This window comes from Tenacibaculum sp. ZH5_bin.1 (assembly GCF_042865525.1).
Taxonomy (GTDB): Bacteria; Bacteroidota; Bacteroidia; order Flavobacteriales; family Flavobacteriaceae; genus Polaribacter; species Polaribacter mesophilus.
The window spans coordinates 40247-64659 of record NZ_JBEGIO010000008.1 but is presented as its reverse complement, the minus strand read 5'-3'; the positions used below and the strand labels follow the sequence as shown (position 1 = coordinate 64659).

The 24413-nt window shown below is 31.6% G+C and carries 15 protein-coding genes; 7 read left to right on the top strand and 8 right to left on the bottom strand.

The window, feature by feature from the left end; translation table 11 throughout:
* The 3 genes from ABHQ57_RS15360 to ABHQ57_RS15350 form a co-directional block, all read left to right on the top strand.
* Positions 1-2777: gliding motility-associated C-terminal domain-containing protein (locus ABHQ57_RS15360; RefSeq protein ID WP_389864150.1), on the top strand; the 2777-nt coding region annotated here is incomplete at its 5' end.
* 10 nt (positions 2778-2787) lie between these two features.
* A complete protein-coding gene (locus ABHQ57_RS15355) occupies positions 2788-3729 on the top strand; it encodes a type IX secretion system membrane protein PorP/SprF (protein ID WP_159494887.1) in 942 nt (313 codons plus the stop codon).
* Positions 3730-3740: 11 nt separating this feature from the next.
* Positions 3741-5630, top strand: coding sequence for an OmpA family protein (locus ABHQ57_RS15350; RefSeq protein WP_167713725.1), 1890 nt, complete (start codon positions 3741-3743; stop codon positions 5628-5630).
* A gap of 55 nt (positions 5631-5685) precedes the next feature.
* Here the strand turns inward: ABHQ57_RS15350 and ABHQ57_RS15345 are convergent, their stop codons facing one another.
* The 3 genes from ABHQ57_RS15345 to ABHQ57_RS15335 form a co-directional block, all read right to left on the bottom strand.
* The gene (locus ABHQ57_RS15345; RefSeq protein WP_047790570.1) at positions 5686-6177 is read right to left on the bottom strand and encodes a CAP domain-containing protein; all 492 of its coding nucleotides are present in this window, start codon (positions 6175-6177) and stop codon (positions 5686-5688) included.
* A gap of 103 nt (positions 6178-6280) precedes the next feature.
* Positions 6281-6718, bottom strand: a complete 438-nt coding sequence (locus ABHQ57_RS15340; RefSeq protein WP_047790571.1) for a DUF4268 domain-containing protein — start codon at positions 6716-6718, stop codon at positions 6281-6283.
* A complete protein-coding gene (locus tag ABHQ57_RS15335) occupies positions 6718-7299 on the bottom strand; it encodes a tRNA-(ms[2]io[6]A)-hydroxylase (protein WP_073183535.1) in 582 nt (193 codons plus the stop codon). The genes ABHQ57_RS15340 and ABHQ57_RS15335 overlap by 1 nt, the downstream gene beginning before the upstream one ends.
* Before the next feature lie 258 nt (positions 7300-7557).
* On the opposite strand from ABHQ57_RS15335, the gene ABHQ57_RS15330 reads away from it, so the two are divergent.
* The 3 genes from ABHQ57_RS15330 to ABHQ57_RS15320 all read left to right on the top strand — a co-directional run bounded on the left by ABHQ57_RS15330 (position 7558) and on the right by ABHQ57_RS15320 (position 17403).
* On the top strand, positions 7558-13053 hold the full coding sequence (locus tag ABHQ57_RS15330) for an alpha-2-macroglobulin (RefSeq protein WP_167713726.1): 5496 nt from the start codon (positions 7558-7560) through the stop codon (positions 13051-13053).
* A 113-nt stretch (positions 13054-13166) separates the two neighbouring features.
* Positions 13167-15521, top strand: a complete 2355-nt coding sequence (gene pbpC / locus ABHQ57_RS15325) for a penicillin-binding protein 1C (RefSeq protein ID WP_167713727.1) — start codon at positions 13167-13169, stop codon at positions 15519-15521.
* Positions 15522-15579: 58 nt separating this feature from the next.
* Positions 15580-17403, top strand: coding sequence for a sodium:proton antiporter (locus ABHQ57_RS15320; RefSeq protein WP_167713728.1), 1824 nt, complete (start codon positions 15580-15582; stop codon positions 17401-17403).
* On the opposite strand, the gene dnaX is transcribed toward ABHQ57_RS15320, so the two are convergent.
* Complete coding sequence (gene dnaX, locus ABHQ57_RS15315) at positions 17392-19092, bottom strand: DNA polymerase III subunit gamma/tau (RefSeq protein WP_167713729.1); 1701 nt, start codon at positions 19090-19092, stop codon at positions 17392-17394. The genes ABHQ57_RS15320 and dnaX overlap by 12 nt on opposite strands.
* A gap of 144 nt (positions 19093-19236) precedes the next feature.
* Between dnaX and msrA the strand changes: the two genes are divergently transcribed.
* Positions 19237-19893 carry a peptide-methionine (S)-S-oxide reductase MsrA gene (msrA, locus tag ABHQ57_RS15310; protein WP_167713730.1) on the top strand — a complete coding sequence of 219 codons (657 nt, stop codon included), beginning with the start codon at positions 19237-19239 and terminating at the stop codon, positions 19891-19893.
* Between the two features lie 343 nt (positions 19894-20236).
* Here the strand turns inward: msrA and ABHQ57_RS15305 are convergent, their stop codons facing one another.
* The 4 genes from ABHQ57_RS15305 to ABHQ57_RS15290 are packed head-to-tail and all read right to left on the bottom strand — an operon-like array spanning position 20237 to position 24412.
* Positions 20237-20806, bottom strand: a complete 570-nt coding sequence (locus tag ABHQ57_RS15305) for a type 1 periplasmic binding fold superfamily protein (RefSeq protein WP_167713731.1) — start codon at positions 20804-20806, stop codon at positions 20237-20239.
* Positions 20807-20819: 13 nt separating this feature from the next.
* Complete coding sequence (locus ABHQ57_RS15300; RefSeq protein ID WP_167713732.1) at positions 20820-23222, bottom strand: TonB-dependent receptor domain-containing protein; 2403 nt, start codon at positions 23220-23222, stop codon at positions 20820-20822.
* Positions 23223-23266: 44 nt separating this feature from the next.
* Positions 23267-23575 (bottom strand): hypothetical protein, encoded by a 309-nt coding sequence (locus ABHQ57_RS15295; protein WP_167713733.1) that lies wholly within the window; start codon positions 23573-23575, stop codon positions 23267-23269.
* 60 nt (positions 23576-23635) lie between these two features.
* Positions 23636-24412: a TerC family protein gene (locus tag ABHQ57_RS15290; RefSeq protein ID WP_047790579.1), complete on the bottom strand. Its 777-nt coding sequence runs from the start codon at positions 24410-24412 to the stop codon at positions 23636-23638.
* Position 24413 lies beyond the last annotated feature (1 nt).

The window sequence follows — 24413 nt, the reverse complement described above, 5'->3', positions numbered from 1 at the left end:
TAAGTGTCGACTGTGAAGCCATCCCATCAGTACCAACCATCACAGCAACCGATAACTGTGATACTGTAGTAGACGTAATCTTTACCGAAGTAAGCAATACGGTAGTAGACGGCTGTGGAGAGATTGTACGCCAATGGGAATCAACCGACAATTGTGGCAACACGGTAAGCCATACCCAAACCATTACAGTAACGGATATTACTAACCCAGATTTTACAGTACCAGTAGATATTACAATTTATAAAGATGATAATTGTACTTATGATGCTAGTATTGGAATTACTGGTGATGTTACCAATGAATCTGATAATTGTGATACAACTTTAGATGCTAGTTATAATGATGTAGAATCGGCAGGAACCTGTGAAGGAGAAGTAATAGTTACTCGTACATGGAGTCTTACTGATAACTGTGGTAATACAACTGAAAAAGTTCAAACAATAACAGTTAAAGACAATACAGCACCAATTATAGACGAAACAAACAAAAATAATATAGATATAGAATGTGGAGTAGGAGATACAGAAACTACGTTACAAGATTGGTTAAATAGCAATGCAGGAGCTACAGCAACAGATAACTGTAGTACTGTAACATGGACCAATAATTATGGGAATGATACCTCTGTAAAATGTGATGGAAGTTATATCACAGTAACTTTTACAGCAACAGATGCTTGTGGAAACTTTAGTACTACAACAGCAGGATATTTAATTAAAGATGAAACAGCACCCACAATAACTCAGCAACCATCAGATAAAATTGTAGAATGTGATGGAGCAGGAAACATAACAGAGTTAAATAGTTGGTTGGCAACTAATGGAGGAGCGACAGCAACAGATGACTGTAGTATTGTAACATGGAGTAATGATTACACAGGTTTAACATATACCTGTAGTTTTACAGGAGAAGTAGAGGTGATTTTTATAGCAAAAGATGCCTGTGGAAACCCTGCAGATACCAATAGCGCTAAATTTATTATAAAAGATACACAAGCACCCGAATTTGTAGAGGAATTACCAGCAGATGCAACAGTAAGTTGTGATACAATTCCAGCAGCAGCGGTATTAACCGCAACAGATAACTGTGATGCTTCTGTAACTGTGAATTATACAGAAGAATTTTCAGGACAAGACGATGCATGTGCATCAGAATATACAGTTACAAGAACATGGACAGTAGAAGATTGTGCAGGCAATACCACATCACATACTCAAGTAGTAACTGTTGAAGATACACAAGCACCCGAATTTGTAGAGGAGTTACCAGCAGATGTAACAGTAAGTTGTGATACAATTCCAGCAGCAGCGGTATTAACCGCAACAGATAACTGTGATGCTTCTGTAACTGTGAATTATACAGAAGAATTTTCAGGACAAGACGATATATGTGCATCAGAATATACAGTTACAAGAACATGGACAGTAGAAGATTGTGCAGGCAATACCACATCACATACTCAAGTAGTAACTGTTGAAGATACACAAGCGCCCGAATTTGTAGAGGAGTTACCAGCAGATGTAACAGTAAGTTGTGATAACATTCCAGTGATGGAAACTTTAACAGCAACCGATAATTGTGATGCTTCTGTAACTGTGAATTACTCAGAAGAATTTTCAGGACAAGACGATGCTTGTGCATCAGAATATACGATTACAAGAACTTGGACAGTAGAAGATTGTGCGGGTAATGAAACTTCGCATACTCAAGTAGTAACTGTTGAAGATACACAAGCACCCGAATTTGTAGAGGAATTACCAGCAGATGTAACAGTAAGTTGTGATACAATTCCAGCAGCAGCGGTATTAACCGCAACAGATAACTGTGATACTTCTGTAACTGTGAATTACTCAGAAGAATTTTCAGGACAAGATGATGCATGTGCATCAGAATATACAGTTACAAGAAGATGGACAGTAGAAGATTGTGCGGGTAATGAAGCTTCGCATACTCAAGTAATAACTATTGAAGATAATGAAGCACCACAATTGGTATCAACATTAGAAGACATTATAGTAGAATGTGATACTGTTCCTGATGTTCCAACTTTAGAATTTATAGACAATTGTTCTTCAAATGTAACACAAACTAACTTTGAGGAAACAAGTACGTTTGATGGAAGTGATAGCGATTATACAATTACAAGAACATGGACAGTTACAGATGACTGTGGAAATGTAGCAGACTTTATACAGTATATTACAGTAACTGTAAAAACATCTGTAACAGAAATAGCGGATTCAAGGTGTATTGACGATGGCGAAATTAACTTAAATGATTATTTGGGAAATCAAAGTGAAAATGGAACTTGGGAAGTGACTCAAGGAAGCGTTACAATATCTAATGATGGAAGTTTTGATCCGTCAGGAGTAAATTTAGGAGATTATGTGTTTACATATACATCATCAAATAGTAGTTGTTTAACAGTAACAGAAGTTACGATTAATATAAACGATGACTGTTTAGTATTACCATGTGGGCAAGAAGATGTGGTAATTTCAAAAGCAGTAACTCCTAATGGAGATTCATGGAATGAGTTTTTCGAAGTTACAGGAGCTGAATCCTGTGGATTTATAGCCAATGTAAAAATATTTAACCGTTGGGGGGCTAGAGTTTTTGAATCTAAAAATTATGCAAATAATTGGAACGGAACTTCAGATGGAGCAACGTTTGGATCAGCAGAAAGATTACCGGCTGGTACATATTACTACATTGTAATATTAGAAAATAGTGGGTTAAAACCATTTACAGGAGCAATTTACTTAGGAACTAAATAATATTATAGCTATGAACCAAAATTACAAGCTATTAAAAGCAACTATTGTACTGTTTTTTGCAACAGTTTTAACAGTTCAATCACAACAGCTACCACAGTTTACTCAATATATGTATAATACAATTTCTATCAACCCTGCATATGCAGGAAGTAGAGAAGTACTGAGTATTGTTGGACTGCATAGAAGTCAGTGGGCAGGATTAGATAGAGCACCAGAAACACAAACCTTGTCTATTCACACACCTCTTAGAAATGATAAAATAGGATTAGGATTATCATTTATAAATGATCAATTAGGCTATGAAAATTTCACCTATTTATATGGAGATTTCTCATATACGATTCAGCTTAATGAGGATATAAAATTAGCTTTTGGACTTAAAGCAGGATTTACTCAATACAATATAGATGATGCTTTAATAGCCTCTGAAGGATCAGATCCAGGAATTTCAGGGATTCAAAATAGATGGGAACCTAATTTTGGGAGCGGTTTATTATTACATACAAATAAATGGTATGTGGGGTTTTCAGCTCCAAGATTATTAAATATAGATCATAATGATTTGGTTGTTAATGGAATTAATTACGGAATTATAGACAGAGTAAGTTATTATTTAACAGGAGGATATGTTTTTGATTTGAGTGATAATGTAAAGTTTAAGCCAGCGACGTTAATTAAAGCAACGAATGGAGCACCAGTATCATATGACATAACAGCAAACTTCTTATTCAATGAAAAATTTTGGTTAGGAGGTTCTTATAGAATCAATGAAAACACAGGAGCTTTAGGGGCTTTAGTAGATTTTCAAGTTTCTCGTCAGTTCCGAATAGGTTACGCGTACGAGCATCCATTATCAGACATTAATCAATACTCAAATGGTACACATGAAATATTATTAATGTTTGAGTTATTTCCTAAGTCATATAGAACGAAATCTCCTAGATATTTTTAAAAAGGATAGTTATGAAGACAAAAATTACACTGATACTACTTTTTTTATCAAGCTTTGCATTTTCTCAAAGAAAAATAGCAAATAAATTTTATAAAGAATATGCGTATGTAAAAGCAGCTGAATTTTATAAAAAAGCCATAAACGAAGGAGATGATGGGGTGGATATGATAACAAGGTTGGCAGATTGTTATTATAATAACTCAAACTCTAAACAAGCTGCTTATTGGTATGGAGTTGCTTCAAATAGAAAAGAAAACTTAACTGATGACGCTATATATAAGTATGTACAGTCACTTAGAAGTATAGGAGAGTATGACAAAGCAGATAAATGGCTTCAAAAGCTATCTGACAAAGCGTTAAAAGTAAAAAATGTTGACTATAATAAATTAAAAACACTTAATAAAGACTCTGTAGTAGTAGCAAACTTAGAAATTAATACTAAAAACTCAGAGTTTGGAACGTATGTACATGGACAAAAACTATATTTTGCTTCGACAAGAAAAAAAGATGGTGAAATTTATGAATGGAATAACCAACCGTATTTAGACTTATATCAAGCCAAAATTATTAAAAATAAAAAAGATGAAGATAGTATAGCAAGTGTTATTCCTATTGTATCTTCTAAAATTAATACGGGTTTTCATGAATCGAGTGTAGCAATAACTAAAGACGGGAAAACGTTATATTTTACAAGAAATAATTTAAACGAAAAGAAAAAACTAGAGTATAGTAAAAAAGGTACATCACATTTAAAAATATTCAAAGCTACGTTGGTTAATGGGCAATGGGATAATATTGAAGAGTTACCGTTTAATGATAAAATGTATTCTAGTGGACATCCAGCATTGAGTCCGGATGACAAAACATTATATTTTGTATCTGATAGACCAGATAGTTATGGGTTAACGGATATTTATAAAGTAGCTATTTTAGCTAATGGAGAGTATGGAGCACCAATAAACTTAGGAGATAAAATAAATACAAAAGGAAGAGAAATGTTTCCTTTTGTAGCTAAAGATTATACCTTATATTTCTCTTCGGATGGTTATGCAAATTTAGGATTATTAGATATTTTTAAATCTGATTTACTAAAAAATAACTCGTCAGAAGTTATAAATATAGGAGCTCCATTTAATAGTGGATATGATGATTTTGCTTTCTTTTATAATGAAGATGCAAAAACAGGGTACTTTTCTTCTAACCGACCAGGAGGAAAAGGACAGGATGATTTATATAAGTTTAAAACCTTAAAGTGTAAACAATATATTAAAGGGAGAACTTTTGATAAAAGAACAAAAGAAATTTTACCAAACACTTTAGTAGAGCTTATAGACTTTAAAGGAAAAGTTGTAAAAAGGTTCGTAACTCAAGAAGATGCTACTTATGTTTTTGAAGTCGAATGTGAGAAGAAATTTTCTTTAAGAGGAACAAAACTAGATTATAAAGATGACTTCATTAATAATATTGAAACGACAGATGTAAGAGGTATAGAAATAGAGCGTAATTTATATTTAACACCATTAATTATAGGAAACGAAATAGTGATAGATCCTATATTTTTCGATTTTGATAAATGGAATATACGACCAGATGCAGCTTATGAACTAGAGCATATTGTACGAGTAATGAAGAATCATCCAAAAATGATTATTAAAATTGAAGCTCATACAGATAGTAGGGGTAGTGATAAATACAATGAGATTTTATCAGATAGAAGAGCTAAATCTACCAGAGATTATATTTTTTCAAGAGGTATAGCTACCAACAGGATAGAAAGTGCTATTGGTTATGGAGAAAAGCAGTTGGTGAACAAATGTTCTAATGGTGTACCTTGTTCAGATGAAGAGCATCAAGAAAACAGACGCTCAAAATTTATAATTGTTAATGATTATAAAAAATAATAATATCTAAGACCTCTATTTATTTTAAAAATAGAGGTCTTATCAAGTATTGTTGTTATTTTTTTACAAAAATATTGGTATAGTACCATGTACCACCAGTGTTTTTTTCGGCAGTCACTTCAAAATGGGTAAAATCACCTTCAATATTTTTTCGATGTCCCTCGCTTTTAATCCATCCATTAACAACAGATTCAGCAGTAGAATATCCATAAGCTACATTTTCAGCAACCTTAATAGCATTTGTATTTTCAACTAAATAATCTTTACGATCATGAAAAAAATCGTGAGAAAGCTCTTTTTTCTTTATCATATACATAGTATGATTATATGTTTGAGATTTTATAGCTTCAAGTTTTTTTAAAGTAGACAAGCCTTTGCTTAATCTATAATCATTAATAAGATCAAGAATTTCATTTTCTATTGATTTTTCTTCTATGCTAACGGTAGAATCAGAAGGAGAGTCAATTAATTCATTTTCATTTGAAGAACAAGAAAAGAAAACTAAGGCACAACATAGTACCAATAACTTAAAGGGGAAGTTATTCATTTTTAATAGGGGTTAGGGGTTAAATTATTTTAAAAGTCCAAAAATAGTACAAAATACAATTTAAAACAAGTTTCTTTTTATGCTTAAACGTATTTTTGTATGATTAGATAGCCTGTTTTATAAAGTCTTCATATTCATAAAAAAACAGTTCAAACTGTGTCATAGTTTCAACAAAAAACTCATAACAATCTCTCCAAGTATCTTTATTGTGAATACTAAATTTTTTATCAAAAGGGATATAAATTCTACGAATAATTTTGTGATTGTTTAACTCAAAATTATCATCAAATATAACTTCAGGTAAATATTCTGTTTCCAATATTTTCTTCAAAGAAAGAAGTTGATCGTAAAGTAATTCATTGGCTACATCTTCTGGATGTTCGAAATCTAAACAAACTGAAGCGTTTTTTCTATCCGCTTGAAATTTAAAAGCAAACCCCTTTATTTTGGTATTGTATAACAACCATTTTCTTGGAAAAGATTTTCCAAAACTAGTCCAAAATTCTTTACGCAATCGGGCAGATTCTTCTTTACTAAACACTATCCGTGAACTTTTGCAGTTTTACCTCTTTCTCGCATCATTTCGGCTTCGAAAGCCAATAAATCTTCCCATTTTTTATCAACGATTTCACGATCCATATACTTACGAGCATACCCTAAAAATAAGGTATAATGATTTGCTTCAGAAACCATTAAATCCAAATAAAATTTAGATAATTGTTCATCTTCCATATTATCAGCAAAAACCTTAAAACGTTCACAGCTACGTGCTTCTATTAGAGCAGCAACTAAAAGTCTGTGAATTAGCGCTTCTGTTCTATTACCTGTATGAGGGAAAAATTTTTGCAATTTTAAAGCATAATCGTTTTTAGTAGCCTGTCCTAAAACCATATCTCGCTCTATCATTATGTTATGTACCATCCTAAAATGTTCCATTTCTTCAATAGCAATATCACTCATATCTTTAACAAGTTCAGTTTCTTCAGAGTAATTGATAATAATTGACACAGCATTTGAAGCAGCTTTTTGTTCAGCAAAAGCATGATCTGTTAATAGTTGTTCTAATCCGTTTTTAGCAACTTCAACCCATGAAGTTTCTGTGTCAAATTGTAATCCAAGCATAATGTGTAATTGAGGTTGTAAAAGTAAAAAATATAAGTGCTAATTGTATTATAAATACTCTAAAAATGGTAAATTTGTTGCTGAAAAAATCTCTTAAGAAAATTGCTTTAAAAAATATTGATCCGAATTACGAATACTAAATAGATTGCTACAAATTCTAAATAGGGTAATATTTTAAAAATATTTTTCAGTAGTTTTAGATAAAATAGAGAAAGACAGAAAACTTCTAAGGAAATGAAATTACAGTTACAAAAAAAAATGGGAAAAATTATTGGCGCTTTAGCATTAGTCTTTTTAATGATTACAGCTAATTCGTGTAAAAAAACAGTTACTACAGAAAGTAATGTAAATGAATTTGGTGAATATATTAGTGTTTTTCCAGATAAGCTAATATCGGTAAACCCTAACTTAAAATTTGTATTAAAAAATAAAGTCACGACAAACTTTGATGCCACTGAAGTTATTACTACAAAACCAGCTATAAAAGGAGAAGTAGTTTTAAATGATAATGAGTTAGTTTTTGTTCCAGCTGAAAAACTAAAAAGCAATCAAGAGTATTTAATAACACTTCATTTATCTAAATTATATGAAGATATAGAGGAAGATTTAGAGAACTTTACTGTTAAAGTGAAAACTAAAGAATTATTATTCAACGTTTCTTTACAAGCTCCAAGTGTTCATAATAAAAAACTATATGCAGTAGAAGGAGAGTTAATTGCTAGTGATATTATAGAAACGGAAAAAATTCCATCTTTAATTAGAGCTACATATAACGGGAAAGAAAAAGCTATAAAGTTTAGTACTGTAGGTAAAGTAAGTTCTAAAGTTTACTTTAAGATAGACAGTATAGAACGCTATCAGGAAGACAAAAAATTAAAGGTAGAGTGGACTGGAACACCAATTCAGTCAGAATCTAAAGGAAGTAGAGAAGTTACTATAACAGGAAAAAATAACTTTAAGATATTAAATGTTGAAGTTATTGATACAGATAAACAACATATTGAAATAAGCTTCTCAGACCCATTACAAAAATCACAAAATTTAAAAGGACTTATTCAGTTTTTAAATACTCAAAAAAGAGCTTTTACATACAAGATAAATAGTAACAAAGTAACAGTATACCCAAAATCATCATTTACACAAAAAGTTGATTTAGAGATCTTCAAAGGAATTAAGAGTGTGGATGGTTATACTTTAAAAGAAAATACAATTAAAACGGTTTATTTTGAAGAATTAAAGCCTTCGGTAAAGTTTATAAAGAGTGGATCAATACTTCCAAACTCTAATAACCTAAAAATAAATTTTAGTGCAGTTAACTTAAAAGCGGTTGATGCTACAATTTATAAAGTATACAAAGAAAATGTATTACAGTTTTTACAAAATAATAGTTTAAGTAATCAAGGAAATTTACGTTATGTAGGGCGTCCTGTAGCTAAATACACAGTAAACCTTGGTAATCAAGGATTAGATCTAAGTAAAGAAAATGCTTTTGCTATTGATTTAGCAGAAATAATAAAAGTGGAAAACGGAGCGATGTATAGAGTCGAGTTTTTATTTAATAAAGACTATTCAAATTATAAATGTGCAGAAGGTGTTTCAACGAAAACCATCGTTTTCGGAAAAAAGGAGATAGATACCAAAAGCTATGACAACCCTAATTACTATGACGATTATTACTACGATTATAATTGGAGAGATAGAGAGGATCCTTGCACAACGTCATACTATTATAACAAAGATATTAGTACAAATATTTTAGCTACTAATATTGGAGTTATAATTAAAAAAGGAAATAATAATAAAACGTTAGTAGCAGTAACAGATATACTTACCACAGATGCTATAGAAGGAGCAAAAGTAACTTTATATAATTTACAAAAGCAAGAAGTAGCTTCAGCAACAACTAATAAAGAAGGAGTAGTTTCTTTTTCTGATGTTACTAATGCCTTTTTTGCAGTAGTTACTAAAAACAACAATACAACTTATGTGAAATTGAAAGACGGTGATGCACTTTCAATGAGTAAGTTTGATGTTTCTGGAGTGAAATTACAAGAAGGAATTAAAGGGTATATTTATGGAGAACGAGGAGTTTGGAGACCAGGAGATCAATTGTTTTTAACTTTTGTTTTAAACGATAATGCGAATCCAATTCCAGAGGAGCACCCAATAAAATTTGAATTAATAAATCCGCAAGGAAAAATAATCGATAGAAAAGTACTTTCAAAAAAATCAAACAATGTATACAAATACGCTCCTATAACAAACCCAGAAGCTATTACTGGTAATTGGAAGTTACGTGTAAGTGTTGGTGGAGCTGTTTTCAATAAAACATTAAAGATTGAAACCATAAAACCGAATCGATTAAAGATAAAACTAGCTACAGATGCAGAGTTCATCAAAGCAAATTCAACTATTACAGGAAATGTAGAAGTAAAATGGTTACATGGAGCAATAGCAAGAGGATTAAAGTTAGATATCAACGGGAAATTCTCACAAACCAATACTGAGTTTTCAAAATTCAAAAACTATAACTTTGATGATGTAACTCGTCGATTTGGAACAGAAGAGTTTAAAGTGCTAAAAGGAAGTTTGAGTAATGATGGAACTACTAAATTCTCGGTAAAACCTAAATTAGATAGTAAAGCTCCAGGAATGTTAAGAGCGAGTTTTATTACAAAAGTATATGAAAATGGAGGAGACTTTAGTACCGATGTATTTTCTAACAAAGTGTCACCATATACTTCGTACGCTGGATTACAAGATGCTGAAGAACCACAATCTAAAAACTATTTATTTACAGATGAAAACTATACATTTAATGTAGCTTCAGTAAACGAAGAAGGGGGAGGAATAGCAAATACTTTAGAAGTAAATGTATATAAATTATCATGGCGTTGGTGGTGGAGTACTTCTGATAATGGATTGTCTAGTTATGATGGTACACGTTATCATGAACCTTATAAGAAATTAAAAGTAACAACAAATGCAAGCGGTAAAGGGACTTTTAAATTAAAGGTTGACGAAAATGATTGGGGACGTTATTTAATAAAAGTAAAAGACTCAAAAAGTAAGCATGTTACCTCAAATGTGGTTTATTTTGATTGGCCTTCTTGGTATGCTAAGAAAAAAGGAAATCAAGATAAAAGTAACGCTACGATGCTAATATTTACAACCGATAAAGAATCGTATGAAGTAGATGAAAAAGCAACTGTGAAGTTTCCGTCTTCTGAAGGAGGAAAAGCGTTTATTACCATAGAAAACGGAACAGAAGTATTAGATCATTTCTGGGTACCAACACAAGCACAACAAACATCGTTTAGTTTCCCAGTAAAAGCGAGTTATACACCAAATGTATTTGTAAATATTTCATTGTTACAAAAACATAGTCAAACAGTAAACGATTTACCAATTCGTATGTACGGTTCAATACCAATGTTGGTACATAACCCTGCAACGAAATTAGAACCAAAAATTCAGTTAGCAGACGAGTTACGACCAGAATCAACAGCTACCATTCGCGTAAAAGAAGAAAAAGGTAGGGCGATGACCTATACCATTGCGTTAGTAGATGAAGGCTTGTTAGATTTAACACGTTTTAAAACTCCAAATCCATGGGGAGTGTTCTATGCACGCCAATCTCTTGGTGTAAAAACTTGGGATATATTTGATGATGTTATAGGAGCTTATGGTGGAAAGGTAAATCAAATATTAAGTATTGGAGGAGATGAAGCAGAGGCAGGAAGTAAAAACCGAAAAGCGAATCGATTCAAACCAATGGTTACGTATTTAGGCCCTTTCGATTTAGAAAAAGGAGACAGTAAGGAACATAAAATAAAAATACCTAAATATGTAGGATCTGTTCGAGCTATGGTGGTGGCTACTGATACTAAAAAAGATGCGTACGGTAGCGATGAAAAAACAGCTTTTGTACGAAAACCAGTAATGATTTTAGCATCATTGCCTCGTAAAATAACACCACAAGAAACCGTTACCTTACCAGTTACTGTTTTTGCAATGAAACCAAATATCAAAAATGTAAAAGTTACTGTACAACCAAACGAAGCATATACTATTGTAGGAGATAAAACACAAACCGTTTCATTTAGTCAGCCAGATGAAAAAATGGCGTATTTCACCTTAAAAGTAAATGATTTTAAAGGAATTGGTAAAGTAAAAATAGACGCAAGTTCAGGAAGAGAAAAAGCATCTTACGAAGTAGAAATAGATGTGTTAAACCCAAATCCAGTAACTACTGAAGTAAAAGATGTCGTATTGAAATCTAATGAAGTAGGGGAGATTAACTTTACAAGTTTTGGTACTAAAGGAACGAACGGAGCTACGTTAGAGTTATCAACCTTACCACCAATGAACTTTACCAAGCGTTTGGGATACTTAATTCGTTATCCGCATGGATGTGTAGAACAAACAACTTCAGGTGCTTTTCCACAGTTGTTTTTACCAGAATTATTTGAGTTATCAAAAGAAAAGATAGCTTCAACAGAAAGAAATATAAAAGCAGCAATTCAACGTTTATCAGATTTCCAATTATCTAATGGAGGGTTGTCATACTGGCAAGGAAATAGTACCGCAGATAGTTGGGGAACGTCTTATGCAGGTCATTTTATGATAGCGGCTGAGAAGAAAGGGTATGTACTACCTATTGGTTTCAAATCAAAATGGATAGGATATCAAAAGCAACAAGCACGTAATTGGAGAAATAACTCACGTTATTACAATAATTCTTTATCACAAGCATATAGGTTATACACGTTAAGTTTAGCAAATAGTCCTGATTTAGCATCAATGAACCGTTTACGCGAATCAATGGGAGTTTCAGATGAAGCAAAAATGAGATTAGCAAGCGCGTATGCTTTAATAGGTAAAAAGGCTATAGCAAAATCTATTTTAAAAGGAATAACCGGTTATACCTATACAAAACGATATTATTCAAACTATGGTTCTGAAACTAGAAACAAAGCAATGTCTTTAGAAACCTATATGTTGTTGGATGACGAAACTAAATCAATAAAGTTAGCAAAAGAAATTGCTGAAAATCTATCAAGCGAGCGTTGGATGAGCACACAAACTACGGCCTATAGTTTGTTGGCAATGAGCCAATATGCTCTAAAAAATGGCGGTAGTGACGGAATTAATACAAGTTATATTTTAAATAAGGCGTCAGGAGAAGCAAGTACTTCAAAATCGCTGTTAGCAAAAGATTTAATAGCTATTCAAAAAGAAAATTCATTAAAAATAACTAACAAAAACAACGGAGTTTTATATGTACGTATACTAAACAAAGGAATTTTACCAGTAGGTGAAGAAAAAGTATTCCAAAAGAATTTAGAAACCACTATTACATACAAAACAAAAGATGGAGCTCGTATTACTCCAGATAACTTGTCACAAGGAACCAATTTTGTAGCAGAAGTTACAGTGAAAAATCCAACAAGTGAAACCATTGAAAATGTAGCATTAACGCAATACATTCCTTCAGGATGGGAAATTGTAAATACACGTTTTACTGATTTTGGAAACAATACAACATCTTCAAAAGTAGATTATACCGATATACGAGATGCAAGTATCAGTAACTACTTTACCTTGAAGAAGTACGAAACCAAAACATTTAGAGTATTAGTGAATGCTTCGTATTTAGGTGAATATTATTTACCAGGAGTACAAGTAGAAGCAATGTATGACAACGATTATATAGCTCGTACTAAAGGACAGTGGATTAAGGTAATTAAGTAAATAGTTTCTAAACAATCATTACGGTTTTTGTAGTGATTGTTTGTTATTTGTTAAATTTTAAAAGAGGGTACGAGGGATATTTTTTAGGAGAAATTTGACACATAAAATAATTTATGCAAACAATTTTCAAATGGATACAACAAAATAAAATCAAAACAATCATCACAGCGTTCGTGGTGATTGTTTATTATTTTTGTTTACCTAAAAAATTATTTGAGACACCTACATCAACAGTTGTTACTGCAAAAAACAACGAATTATTAGGAGCTGTAATAGCCAGCGATGGTCAGTGGAGATTTCCTGAGTTAGACTCTGTGCCTAGAAAATTTGAACATTGTATTTTACAATTTGAAGATGCTTACTTCTATAAGCATTTCGGGTTTAATCCTATTTCAATAGGAAAAGCAATGGTAGAAAACATCAAAGCGAAAAGAGTTGTACGAGGAGGAAGCACATTGACACAGCAAGTAATTCGCTTATCAAGAAAGAATAAAGAACGCTCATATTTTGAAAAGCTACAAGAATTAATACTAGCCACTCGATTAGAATTTCGTCACTCAAAAAAAGAAATTCTAAACCTCTATGCATCTCATGCTCCTTATGGAGGAAATGTTGTTGGATTAGAAATGGCTTCGTGGCGTTATTTTGGTTTAAAACCACATCAATTGTCATGGGCAGAAACAGCAACTCTAGCTGTATTACCCAATGCTCCTTCATTGATTTATCCGGGAAAAAATCAACAAAAGCTAAAAAATAAAAGAAATAGGTTATTGCAAAAATTACATGAAGAAGGAATAATAGATCAAATAACATATGATTTAGCAATTGAAGAAGAGTTACCACAAAAACCATATCCGTTACCTACAGTAGCACCACATTTTGTACAAGAAGTAACTAAACAGTATAGAGGACAACGTGTAAAAAGTTCTATTGATATTCATTTGCAAAGGCAAGTAAATAATTTAGTAAAGCAGCATTATTTCCGTCAAAAACAAAATGAAGTCTACAATATGGCAGTATTGGTGTTAGATGTTAAAACAAGAAAAGTACTGTCTTATGTAGGGAATTCTCCAACCGATAAAGCACATCAAAAAGATGTGAACAATATCATCGCTCCAAGAAGTACAGGAAGTACTTTAAAGCCTTTTTTATATGCGCAAATGCTACAATCGGGAGATTTACTACCTAGTCAATTAGTCGCAGATGTACCAACAGAAATAGCAGGATATTCACCAAAAAACTTCAATCTAACTTTTGATGGAGCAGTTCCTGCGAACGAAGCATTAACACGTTCACTGAACATTCCTTCAGTACGCATGTTACAGCGATACGGATTGGAAAAATTTAGAGAAGATTTAAAAGCATATCACATTAGCGATATTAATAAATCAGCAGATTATTATGGACTCTCCTTGATTTTAGGAGGAGCAGAAGCAAGTTTATGGGATTTATGTAAAACCTTTGCAGGATACGCAGGAATTGTAAATCACTATGAAGAACTAAAACATAAGTATTACCAAAATGAGTTCATAGAACCTAGTTTTTTGTCAGAAGGAACTCCAGATTTTGGTAAAGTTCAAGAAGACTATATAACTTTAGATGCTGGAGCTACATTTTTAACACTAAACACTTTAATAGAGGTAAATAGACCTTATACAGATCAAGCTTGGAAATATTATGATTCGTCTCAAAAAATAGCATGGAAAACAGGGACAAGTTTTGGAAATAAAGATGCTTGGGCAGTTGGAGTTACCCCAAATTATGTAGTAGGGGTGTGGATAGGAAATTCTGATGGAGAAGGACGTCCAGACTTAACAGGAGTTGGAAGTGCAGCTCCATTAATGTTTAATGTTTTTGATGTGTTACCGAAATCTAACTGGTTTTTAGAACCCTATGAGGATTTAATAGAAGCTGCTATTTGTGAGAAAAGTGGGTTTTTAGCCAAAACAATTTGTCCTTCAGTAGTAACCAAAAGAGTTCAAAAAAGTGCTATGAAAGCCAAGTCATGCCCGTATCACCAAGAAATAACGGTAGATATATCTGAAAAATATAGAGTGAACTCAAATTGCGAATCAATTTCTAACATGATAACAAAACCATGGTTTGTATTACCACCACTAATGGCTTATTATTATCAGCAGAATAACGCAGATTACAGATCACTTCCAAAATATAGATCAGATTGTAACCAGTTGGAAAGTAATACAATGGATTTTGTTTTTCCTGCTAAGCTCACATCAAAAATATCGTTAACACGAGGAGAGAATAAAAAGTTAAATCCTATAATTTTAAAGCTAACACACGCCAATGCAGAGGCAAAAGTATATTGGTATTTAAATAAACAATTTATTGGAATAACAGAACAGTATCATGAACAAGCTGTTATGCCAAAAAAAGGAGTTCATACAATAACAGTTATAGATGATTTTGGGAATGAGCTGAAAAGGATTATTGAATTAAAAAATTAAATAAATATAAATACGGTTTAATTAAAAGCTGTATTTTTAGTTTTTTTAAATATAAAATATGTTAGAACTAGCAGGGATAATTATACTTGGAATTTTAGCTCAATGGGTAGCTTGGAGGTTTAAAATTCCAGCAATTTTACCTTTAATTTTAATAGGATTGCTTGTTGGACCTATTGCAGCAGAATTTTTTAATGATGATGGAAGTAAATGGATAGAACCTATTTGGGATGGTGAAAAAGGGTTATTCCCCGGCGAAGGACTGTACTATTTTGTGTCATTATCAATTAGTATTATTCTTTTTGAAGGAGGTTTAACCTTACGACGCGGAGAAATAAAAAATATAGGTCCTGTTATCACCAAATTAATCACATTAGGATCTGCAGTTACCTTTTTTGGAGGAGCTATAATTGCTCATTATGTATTTGGATTAAGTTGGGAGTTGTCATTCTTATTTTCTGGATTAATAATTGTTACTGGACCTACAGTAATAACACCAATTCTTAGAAACATACCGCTTAAAAAAGATGTCTCAGCAGTTTTAAAATGGGAAGGAATATTAATAGATCCTATTGGTGCATTAGTAGCTGTACTTGTTTTTGAATTTATAAGTGTAGGTGGAGGTGCTGGATTTACTGGAACAGCCTTATTAGAATTCTTAAAGATTATCCTTTTTGGAACCACTTTCGGTTTCACTTTTGCCCATGCTTTAATCTTTGTAATTAATAAAAAATGGGTGCCACATTATTTATTAAATGTAGTTTCCTTATCCACTGTTTTATTAGTATTTGTAGAATCTGAATTATTTGCTCATGAATCAGGATTATTAGCTGTTGTGGTTATGGGAATGGTACTTGGTAATAGTAAATTAAAGAACTTAAAAGAGATACTGTACTTTAAAGAATCATTAAGTGTCTTGTTAATCTCTATTCTATTTATTTTATTATCAGCAAATATTGATTATAAAGAGCTAACACTATTATATGAGTGGAAAACATTGCTTCTATTTGCTTTAATTGTGTTTGTGATACGTCCGTTAGCAGTATTTTTAAGTACCTCAAAATCTAATTTAAAAACTAACGAAAAACTATTTATTAGTTGGGTAGGGCCAAGAGGTATTGTTGCAGCAGGTATTGCTTCGTTATTTGGAAGCAAGCTGTTAAAGCAAGGAATTGAAGGAGCAGAATATATTACACCTTTAGTATTTATGGTGGTGTTAGGAACTGTTTTGTTAAACGCTACTACAGCAAGGTTATTTGCTAAATTAGTTGGTGTATTTTTAAAACGTTCAAATGCAATAATGATTGTTGGAGCTTCAGATTTAGCTAGAATGATTGCTAAGTATTTAAAACAAAACCAAAGAAGAGTGGTGTTGATTGATTCTAATATTGAAAATGTTGAAAAGGCCAAAGAAGAAGGATTAGAATCAATTGAAGTAAATATTTATGATGATCAACTTACAGACAATATTGAACTTAATGATGTAGGATATTTAATAGCAATGACAGGAAGTGATTCAATTAACAAATTTGTAATTTCTAATTTCTCCTCTATTTTTGGAGAGCAAGGAGCTTATCGTTTAGCAACTTCACAAGAAGTTATTACGAAGGATTATGAAGATGAAGATCACTTGTTTACAATAGAAGACGATTATATTAACTTGATGGAAGCTGTAAGAGAGTTCCCTGAAATTCACGAAACAGTAGTCAATTCCATTGATGATTATAAGAAAAAGATTGAAGAAATTAATAGAGATCAAAAATCGATTCCAATTTTTGTTAAGAGTCAAAAGAATGAAATTCTATTAATTTCAGAATTTGAGAAAAACGTCAAGAAAATAGAAGATTGGAAATTAGTTTATGTAGGGAAGAATTTAAACATCTAACCCAAAAGTATTCTTTAACTTTTCAATTAACGGATTTTTTTCTTTCAGTTTGTCGTACTTCTCTTGAGGGGTATAGGCAAACTTTTTTTCTACAGTTTCATTTACAATAACATTAATTTGAATACCGTAATTATTTAACTTTTCACGTAAAAAGCGTAATAATTTAGGTTTCCCTTTTTCAAGTTGCGACTTCATTAAGTCATTAGGTAACGAAAAAATAATAGTAAAATCTTCTTGTAACTTAGGCTCATCAGAAGCTAAAATGGCAGCGATACTTCGCTCTCCAAAACCTTGTAATTGGAAATAATATTTTTTCCAAGCATCTTTTAATTCATCTTGAGTAAAAGGAGTTCTTGGATGATTGTCGTAGTTTTCCTCTACATCAATAGTACTTTTTACTTCTTTCTTTTGTTGTAAACTCTTTAGAGATAAAGCAGAAGTACGTCGTTTAATATTTTTTAAAACTGGTTTAGCAGGAGCTTCTTTTGTAACTGTGGCTGTTACTGGAGCTGCTTCCGATTTTTTGGGAGTTTTTGTAACAACAGGTTTTACCTCAGTCTTTTTAACAGAAGGAGATAAAGAGGTAAAAAAAGTAGCAGGAATTATGTAGTTGCTAGATTTTTTTTTTGCTCCATCAAAAGTGATAGAGGCAATTTGCATTAAAGTAAGTTCTACCAATAAGCGTTGGTTTTTACTTCCTCGATATTTCAAGTCGCAATCATTAGCCTTGTCTATAGCAGGGAGTAAAAATTGCATACTGGCTTTAGAAGCTTGCTCTAAATATTTTTTCTTAGTATTATCACCAACCTCTAATAAAGCTATGGTAGCTTGGTCTTTTGCAACTAACAAATCTCTAAAGTGAGAAGCCAAACCGTTTATAAAATGATGTCCCTCAAAACCTTTTCCCAATACATCGTTAAATGCCATTAAGACTTCTGGAATTTTATTCTGAAGTAATAAATCGGTAATGTTAAAATACACATCGTAGTCTAACACATTTAAGTTTTGAGTAACAGCTTCGCGAGTTAAATTGTTTCCAGAGAAGCTTACAACTCTATCAAAAATAGAAAGGGCGTCACGCATTGCACCGTCAGCTTTTTGAGCAATTACATGTAATGCATCATCTTCAGCAGTAATGTTTTCTTTAGCACAAATCGTTTTTAAATACTCTTTAGCATCTAAAACACCAATGCGTTTAAAATCAAAAATTTGACAACGAGATAATATCGTTGGTATAATTTTATGTTTTTCAGTAGTTGCTAAAATAAAAATAGCATGTGCAGGCGGTTCTTCTAACGTTTTTAAAAAAGCATTAAAAGCGGCTTGAGAAAGCATGTGAACCTCATCAATAATATAAACCTTGTACTTTCCTGTTTGAGGCGGAATACGAACTTGATCTGTTAAATTACGAATATCATCAACCGAGTTGTTAGAAGCCGCATCTAATTCAAAAATATTAAAAGCAAAATCTTCATCATCTGTAGTTGCATCTTCTTGGTTAATACGTTTAGCCAAGATACGAGCACACGATGTTTTACCAACTCCACGAGGTCCTGTAAACAATAAAGCTTGAGCTAAATGGTTGTTTTGTATAGCATTTTCTAACGTATTGGTAATAGCTTGTTGCCCTACCACATCTTCAAAATTTTGAGGACGATATTTACGTGCCGATACTATAAAATGTTCCATTAAAATCTACTGTTTACTTGAACAAAAATAGAAAACACAGTGGCAACACGCAAACAAAATTCTTAAGGAAATATTAAAGTTGTAAACAATTGTAAAAATTGTATTCTTTGTACGACCAACTAACATATAAATAATAGGAATTATATGAAGATATTCAAGGGAGTAACAGTATTTACTGCTGTTGTTTTAACGGTAACGTTATTAAGTTTCTCACAAAAAAAAGAAGAAAAACTAAAAGAGGTATCAGTAGAAACAAGCTCAGAAACAAAAGTAGCTTACTTTGCAAGTGGTTGTTTTTGGTGTGTAGAAGCAATTTTTGAAAGTGTGAATGGAGTAGAGGAAGTAGTATCAGGGTATGCAGGAGGACACACTAAAAATCCAACCTATAAAACAATTGGAACTGGTAGAACAGGACATGCTGAATCGGTAGCAGTGTATTATAATCCGAAAAAAGTTAGTTTTCAAACATTAGTAACGGTGTTTTTTGGTTCACACGATCCAACCACTATAAACGGTCAACATCCTGATTATGGTTCACAGTATCGTTCAATAGCGTTTTATAAAACACAAGAAGAGAGGCAGCTCATAGAAAATACTATTAAAAAGTTAAATGAAAATGTGTATCATGGGAAAATAGTTACTGAGGTTAAAAAGATGGAGAAGTTTTATCCTGCGGAAGAGTATCATCAAAACTATGAACGTTTGCACCCTGAGAATCCGTATGTGCAAAAAGTTTCAATTCCTCGACTAAACCGATTTAAACGTAAGTTTCCGGAATTGCTTAAAAAGGAAAAGCATTAAAAACTTTATTGAGTTAAAGTTTGTTTATATAAAGGCTCCCCAGTAATGCTGGGGAGTTATTTTTTTATAAAGTAAAGTTTGTTTATTTCTATAAAAATATTTTTAGGAGTAAATTTTCTGGTAAATGTAACTGGGTTGTGTAGAACATATAGAATAGGTAGTAGTGTATTGCAATACGGAAAAAGTAGTTTTCAATTTCTCAACTAAACTAGTTCAATCGCAAATATCCAAGTTTGCTAAAAAAGAAAAGTATTAAAAGCTTTATCAAGTAAAAGTTGGTTTAAATATAAAGCCTCTTAGCAGCATAGTTACTAAGAGGCTTTTATAATATGGATTGTTATAATTATTGTATTTTTACGTCAAATGAAACTTGTACATCTGTTTCTCCACCAGCGTTGGTAATATCTCCTTCTTTTACTCCAGAAGCTCCTTTATTTGGCTCGTGTCTTAAGATAAAAACATAATTTCCAGTTCCAGCTGCACCTGTTGTAACTGTAAAATTAATACCTACAGGGTTTCCATTAGTATCATTATCACCAGCGTAAGTAAAAGTACTAGCAATATCGCCTGTTACATTATAAAAGAACTGGTGTTCGTCTGCTTCTTCAGCAACTTCTTTAGTAATGTTTTCAGCTGGATCTTCTAATTCATTTAATAAGGTAATTTCTCCATTATATGTTGTGTTAGCAGCTAATAAAGTACCTTTTGTAACCTCTGGAGCCTTAGGGCCATCACCATCTAAATCTTTACTTTGCAATGTAACGGTATCACCACCTCCTTGTGGGGTTAATTTAACAGTTACTGTAGTAATAACTTCTTCTTCGTTAACTGGTACTGGGTTATCATCACTAGAACAAGAAGTAATTGCTAATGCAGAAGTAAATAATATGGCTAATAATTTAATATTTTTCATTTTTAAATGTTTTTTAATAATTAATTTTTAGTTGAACTTTAAAATTTCTTCCTAAGTCATCAGCAAAATATCGTAATCTATTTAAATAATTTCGATAAGATTTGTTTGAAATATTGTCTACATATAAATTAATGTTAACTTTTGTTTTATTTAATTTAAAATCAAATCCTGAAGAAAAGTTTAATAAATGATATGCTGCTGGAGGTGTGCTAATATCAACAAGTACATTTTGATTTAATGTAGGAATAAAGGCATTAAAGTTATTATTAGGATACTTGTTTTGTTTTGCGTTGTATTCGCTTTCGATAGAAGCATAAAAATTTTGCCAGTTTTCTTTTTTAAAAGCTAGCGAAGTTACTGTTTTAAAAGGAGGAATATCTATTAACGGTCTGTCGTTAGATACATCAGTACCTCTTAAAAATGAACTTTTGTTTGTTAACACAAAATTATTATTAATGTTGTATTGAGTGCTGGCATCAATACCAAATAACTGTGCGTTAACTTGTTTATAAGACCAAACAGGAAAAGTACCTCTATTAGTAGTTTCTTGCCCACTTGGTTCTATGTAGATAAAATCTTTAATATGATTGTAAAAAGCTTCTAAATTCAGGTTAACCTTTTTATTAGTGTACTTGTAAGAGGCAGATAACCTATTAGAAGTTTCTGTTTTAATGCGTAAATCTCCTAATTCTATTCTAGCAGCAGAGTGGTGTAATCCATCGCTAAATAGTTCTGATGGATTTGGAGCTCTGTTTGCTAAACCATAGTTAAATATAAAAGAATTATGATCATTTGCATTATAGGTAATACCTGCAGAAGCTGACATATTATGATAAGTAAATGTTGGATTTGTTAGTAGTTGAGAACCAGATACATTTGGGTTGATTACTATATTACCAAAATCATTTTGATAATTTAAATTATCCCACCTAGATTTTTGATAGAATTTTTTAGCATCAATATGGTTAAAATCATATCTAACACCTGTTGTTATATACAGTTTGTCAAACGTTAAATTAGAAATAACATAGGCTCCAAAAGCATATTTATCATAATCGGGTATTAATCGTCTAACTTTAGTTATTGGATCTGAAAAATTTGATTGATACAAACCACTTATACCAAATTTATAAATTTGGTCTGTATTTGAATCTAAATACAAATCAGATTTAAAACTATGAGTTTTAAGTTTTAAGTCTACTGCTTGTAAGTTTTTTCTATCACCAATTCGTTTATCAAATTCTAATCTATGATTCACTTGATAATCATATTGCAACGATAGCTTACCAAAAGCTTTAAAACGTTTATAAAATTTAGTTTTAAAAATTTGATGAGTTACTTCTTGTCTTGGATTATTAATAGTATAGCTAAAATCATCAATAATAAGTGGTTGTCTACTGTTTATTGCATTTACTAAATCGGTAATATTACCAAAATGAGAAGCACTTAAGATACCAACTTGATTATCTAAGTAACTATAAAATAAATCAAAACCTTTTTCAAATTTATGAAAACCAGTATTAACAGTTAATGCTTTTGAGTTAATACCTGTATTAGTAAGTTTATAGTTTGCAGCATCAAAATCACCCGATCTTTTATATGATGCTTGTCCGTTTACATACCAACCCGTTTCGTAGTTTTTATTTACATTGGTTGCTACCGAAAACAAACGACCATTGGTTTGTTGTGATACAATTGTTTTTCCAAATAAAGTGTCTTTAAGAATATTATTTTTTGGATTAAGTATAACTACACCACCAATAGCGTCACCTCCGTATTGTAAAGCATTTGCTCCTTTAATTACAGAAATTGAGTTAGCAGCATTAATATCAATATTCGGAGCATGCTCTACACCCCATTCTTGATCTTGTAATCTAACATCGTTAAAAGACACCAAAACTCTACTACCGTGTAATCCATTAATTACAGGTTTAACTATGCTATTCCCTGTATTAATAGATGAGACACCAGAAATATTTTTAAGGGCATCTCCTAAAGTAGCGTCACTATTTTTTTCTAAAACATTTGATTTTAACACTGTTTCTTGTGCTGTTTTAGTTTTTAAGCCCGTAATACCTTTTATATTTACTTCATTTAGTTCTTCTTCATGATGTTCTAAATCAATAACTAAATAAGTGTTTTTAGAAATGTTACGTTCAATAGTTTGTGACTCACAAGCTACATGTGATACTTCAACTATAATTTTACCAGAACATACATTTTTAATTGTAAACTTTCCTTCAATATTAGTAACAGCATATTTATTTTGATTTTTAATGTATACCGTAGCTCCTACAATAGGAGATTTATCGTGAAAGTCTTCAACTAAACCAGAAAATGTATATTCACATTTTTGACCATATGCTGTTGAAAAAAATACAAGCATAAGCATCAAAATGATACAATTTGATTTCATGTAAAGATTTTATATTATTATTTAAGTTTTAATTTTTATAAAACTTAAAAAGGAGGTGCTCTAGAGAGTTTTTTTATAATATAGAAAGAAGATGTAATTTCACCTAGAAAAGATGTTAACTTAAAAAAAGTTCTAGGAATTACATCAAAAATAGGAAGTATTTCTTCAGAAAATACTTGAAACTGATAATGAAGAGTAGAACAATCTATTTCTCCTTTATGAAAATGTTTATCATTTTTAGATATACATATAGTATGTTCGTGTTTTTCAAAAGCATGAACTAATTGTATAACTGAAGGTATAAGTAATACAATTATACTTAGGGAAACTATATGTTTTTTAAATGTTAACATTAGTGCAAATGTATAAAAAACCCTGTTTGTTTTTGTACAAACAGGGTTTTTAACTTTTTTTTATTTTTTTGAGTTACCTCGCATTTTCATATTAAGCATTTCAACTAATAAAGAAAATGTTATTGCAAAATATAAATACCCTTTTGGAATTGCACCTACAGATTGCCCAAAAACAATCATGTTAGATAAGTGTGCTCCTTCAGTGATTAACATAAACCCAATTAAAATTAAAAAAGACAAGGCTAGCATTTGAATAGTAGGGTGCTTGTTTACAAAATTACTAATGGGAGTAGCGAATATTAGCATGATTAATATTGAGACAATTACGGCAATAATCATAATTATTAGCGCTCCTTGAATACCGTTGGTCATACCCACAGCAGTTAAAACTGAGTCAAAAGAAAAAACAATATCAATTAGTACTATTTGAGTAATAACATTTAGTAATGTTTTCTTCTTTTTAGAGGTGTTTGTAGCATCTTCATCTCCTTTTCCTTCCACTTTATGGTGAATCTCGCTAGTACTTTTGTATAAGAGAAATACACCTCCTGCAAATAAAATTAAACTTTGCCCTGTAACACCTACCTTTAACCAAGATAAGTCAATATTCCAAATAGGGTCTTTCATACTTATTAAATAAGAAACTCCTAATAAAAGAAGAATTCTAAAAATCATCGCTAAAAGGAGGCCTATTCTAGCAGCTTTTTTTTGTTGATTTTCAGGGAGTTTGTTGGAGGCGATAGAGATAAATATAATGTTATCAATCCCTAGTACTACTTCTAAAAAAGTAAGAGTTAGTAAAGCTATCCAAGTATCTGCTTGTAAGAAAATTTCCATA

Excerpts from the sequence above, each read along its gene's own strand:
- ABHQ57_RS15355 (WP_159494887.1), top strand. The coding sequence starts at position 2,788 with ATGAACCAAAATTACAAGCTATTAAAAGCAACTATTGTACTGTTTTTT.
- ABHQ57_RS15350 (WP_167713725.1), top strand. The coding sequence starts at position 3,741 with ATGAAGACAAAAATTACACTGATACTACTTTTTTTATCAAGCTTTGCA.
- ABHQ57_RS15345 (WP_047790570.1), bottom strand. The coding sequence starts at position 6,177 with ATGAATAACTTCCCCTTTAAGTTATTGGTACTATGTTGTGCCTTAGTT.
- ABHQ57_RS15335 (WP_073183535.1), bottom strand. The coding sequence starts at position 7,299 with ATGCTTGGATTACAATTTGACACAGAAACTTCATGGGTTGAAGTTGCT.
- ABHQ57_RS15330 (WP_167713726.1), top strand. The coding sequence starts at position 7,558 with ATGGGAAAAATTATTGGCGCTTTAGCATTAGTCTTTTTAATGATTACA.
- pbpC (WP_167713727.1), top strand. The coding sequence starts at position 13,167 with ATGCAAACAATTTTCAAATGGATACAACAAAATAAAATCAAAACAATC.
- ABHQ57_RS15320 (WP_167713728.1), top strand. The coding sequence starts at position 15,580 with ATGTTAGAACTAGCAGGGATAATTATACTTGGAATTTTAGCTCAATGG.
- dnaX (WP_167713729.1), bottom strand. The coding sequence starts at position 19,092 with ATGGAACATTTTATAGTATCGGCACGTAAATATCGTCCTCAAAATTTT.
- msrA (WP_167713730.1), top strand. The coding sequence starts at position 19,237 with ATGAAGATATTCAAGGGAGTAACAGTATTTACTGCTGTTGTTTTAACG.
- ABHQ57_RS15305 (WP_167713731.1), bottom strand. The coding sequence starts at position 20,806 with ATGAAAAATATTAAATTATTAGCCATATTATTTACTTCTGCATTAGCA.
- ABHQ57_RS15300 (WP_167713732.1), bottom strand. The coding sequence starts at position 23,222 with ATGAAATCAAATTGTATCATTTTGATGCTTATGCTTGTATTTTTTTCA.
- ABHQ57_RS15295 (WP_167713733.1), bottom strand. The coding sequence starts at position 23,575 with ATGTTAACATTTAAAAAACATATAGTTTCCCTAAGTATAATTGTATTA.
- ABHQ57_RS15290 (WP_047790579.1), bottom strand. The coding sequence starts at position 24,412 with ATGGAAATTTTCTTACAAGCAGATACTTGGATAGCTTTACTAACTCTT.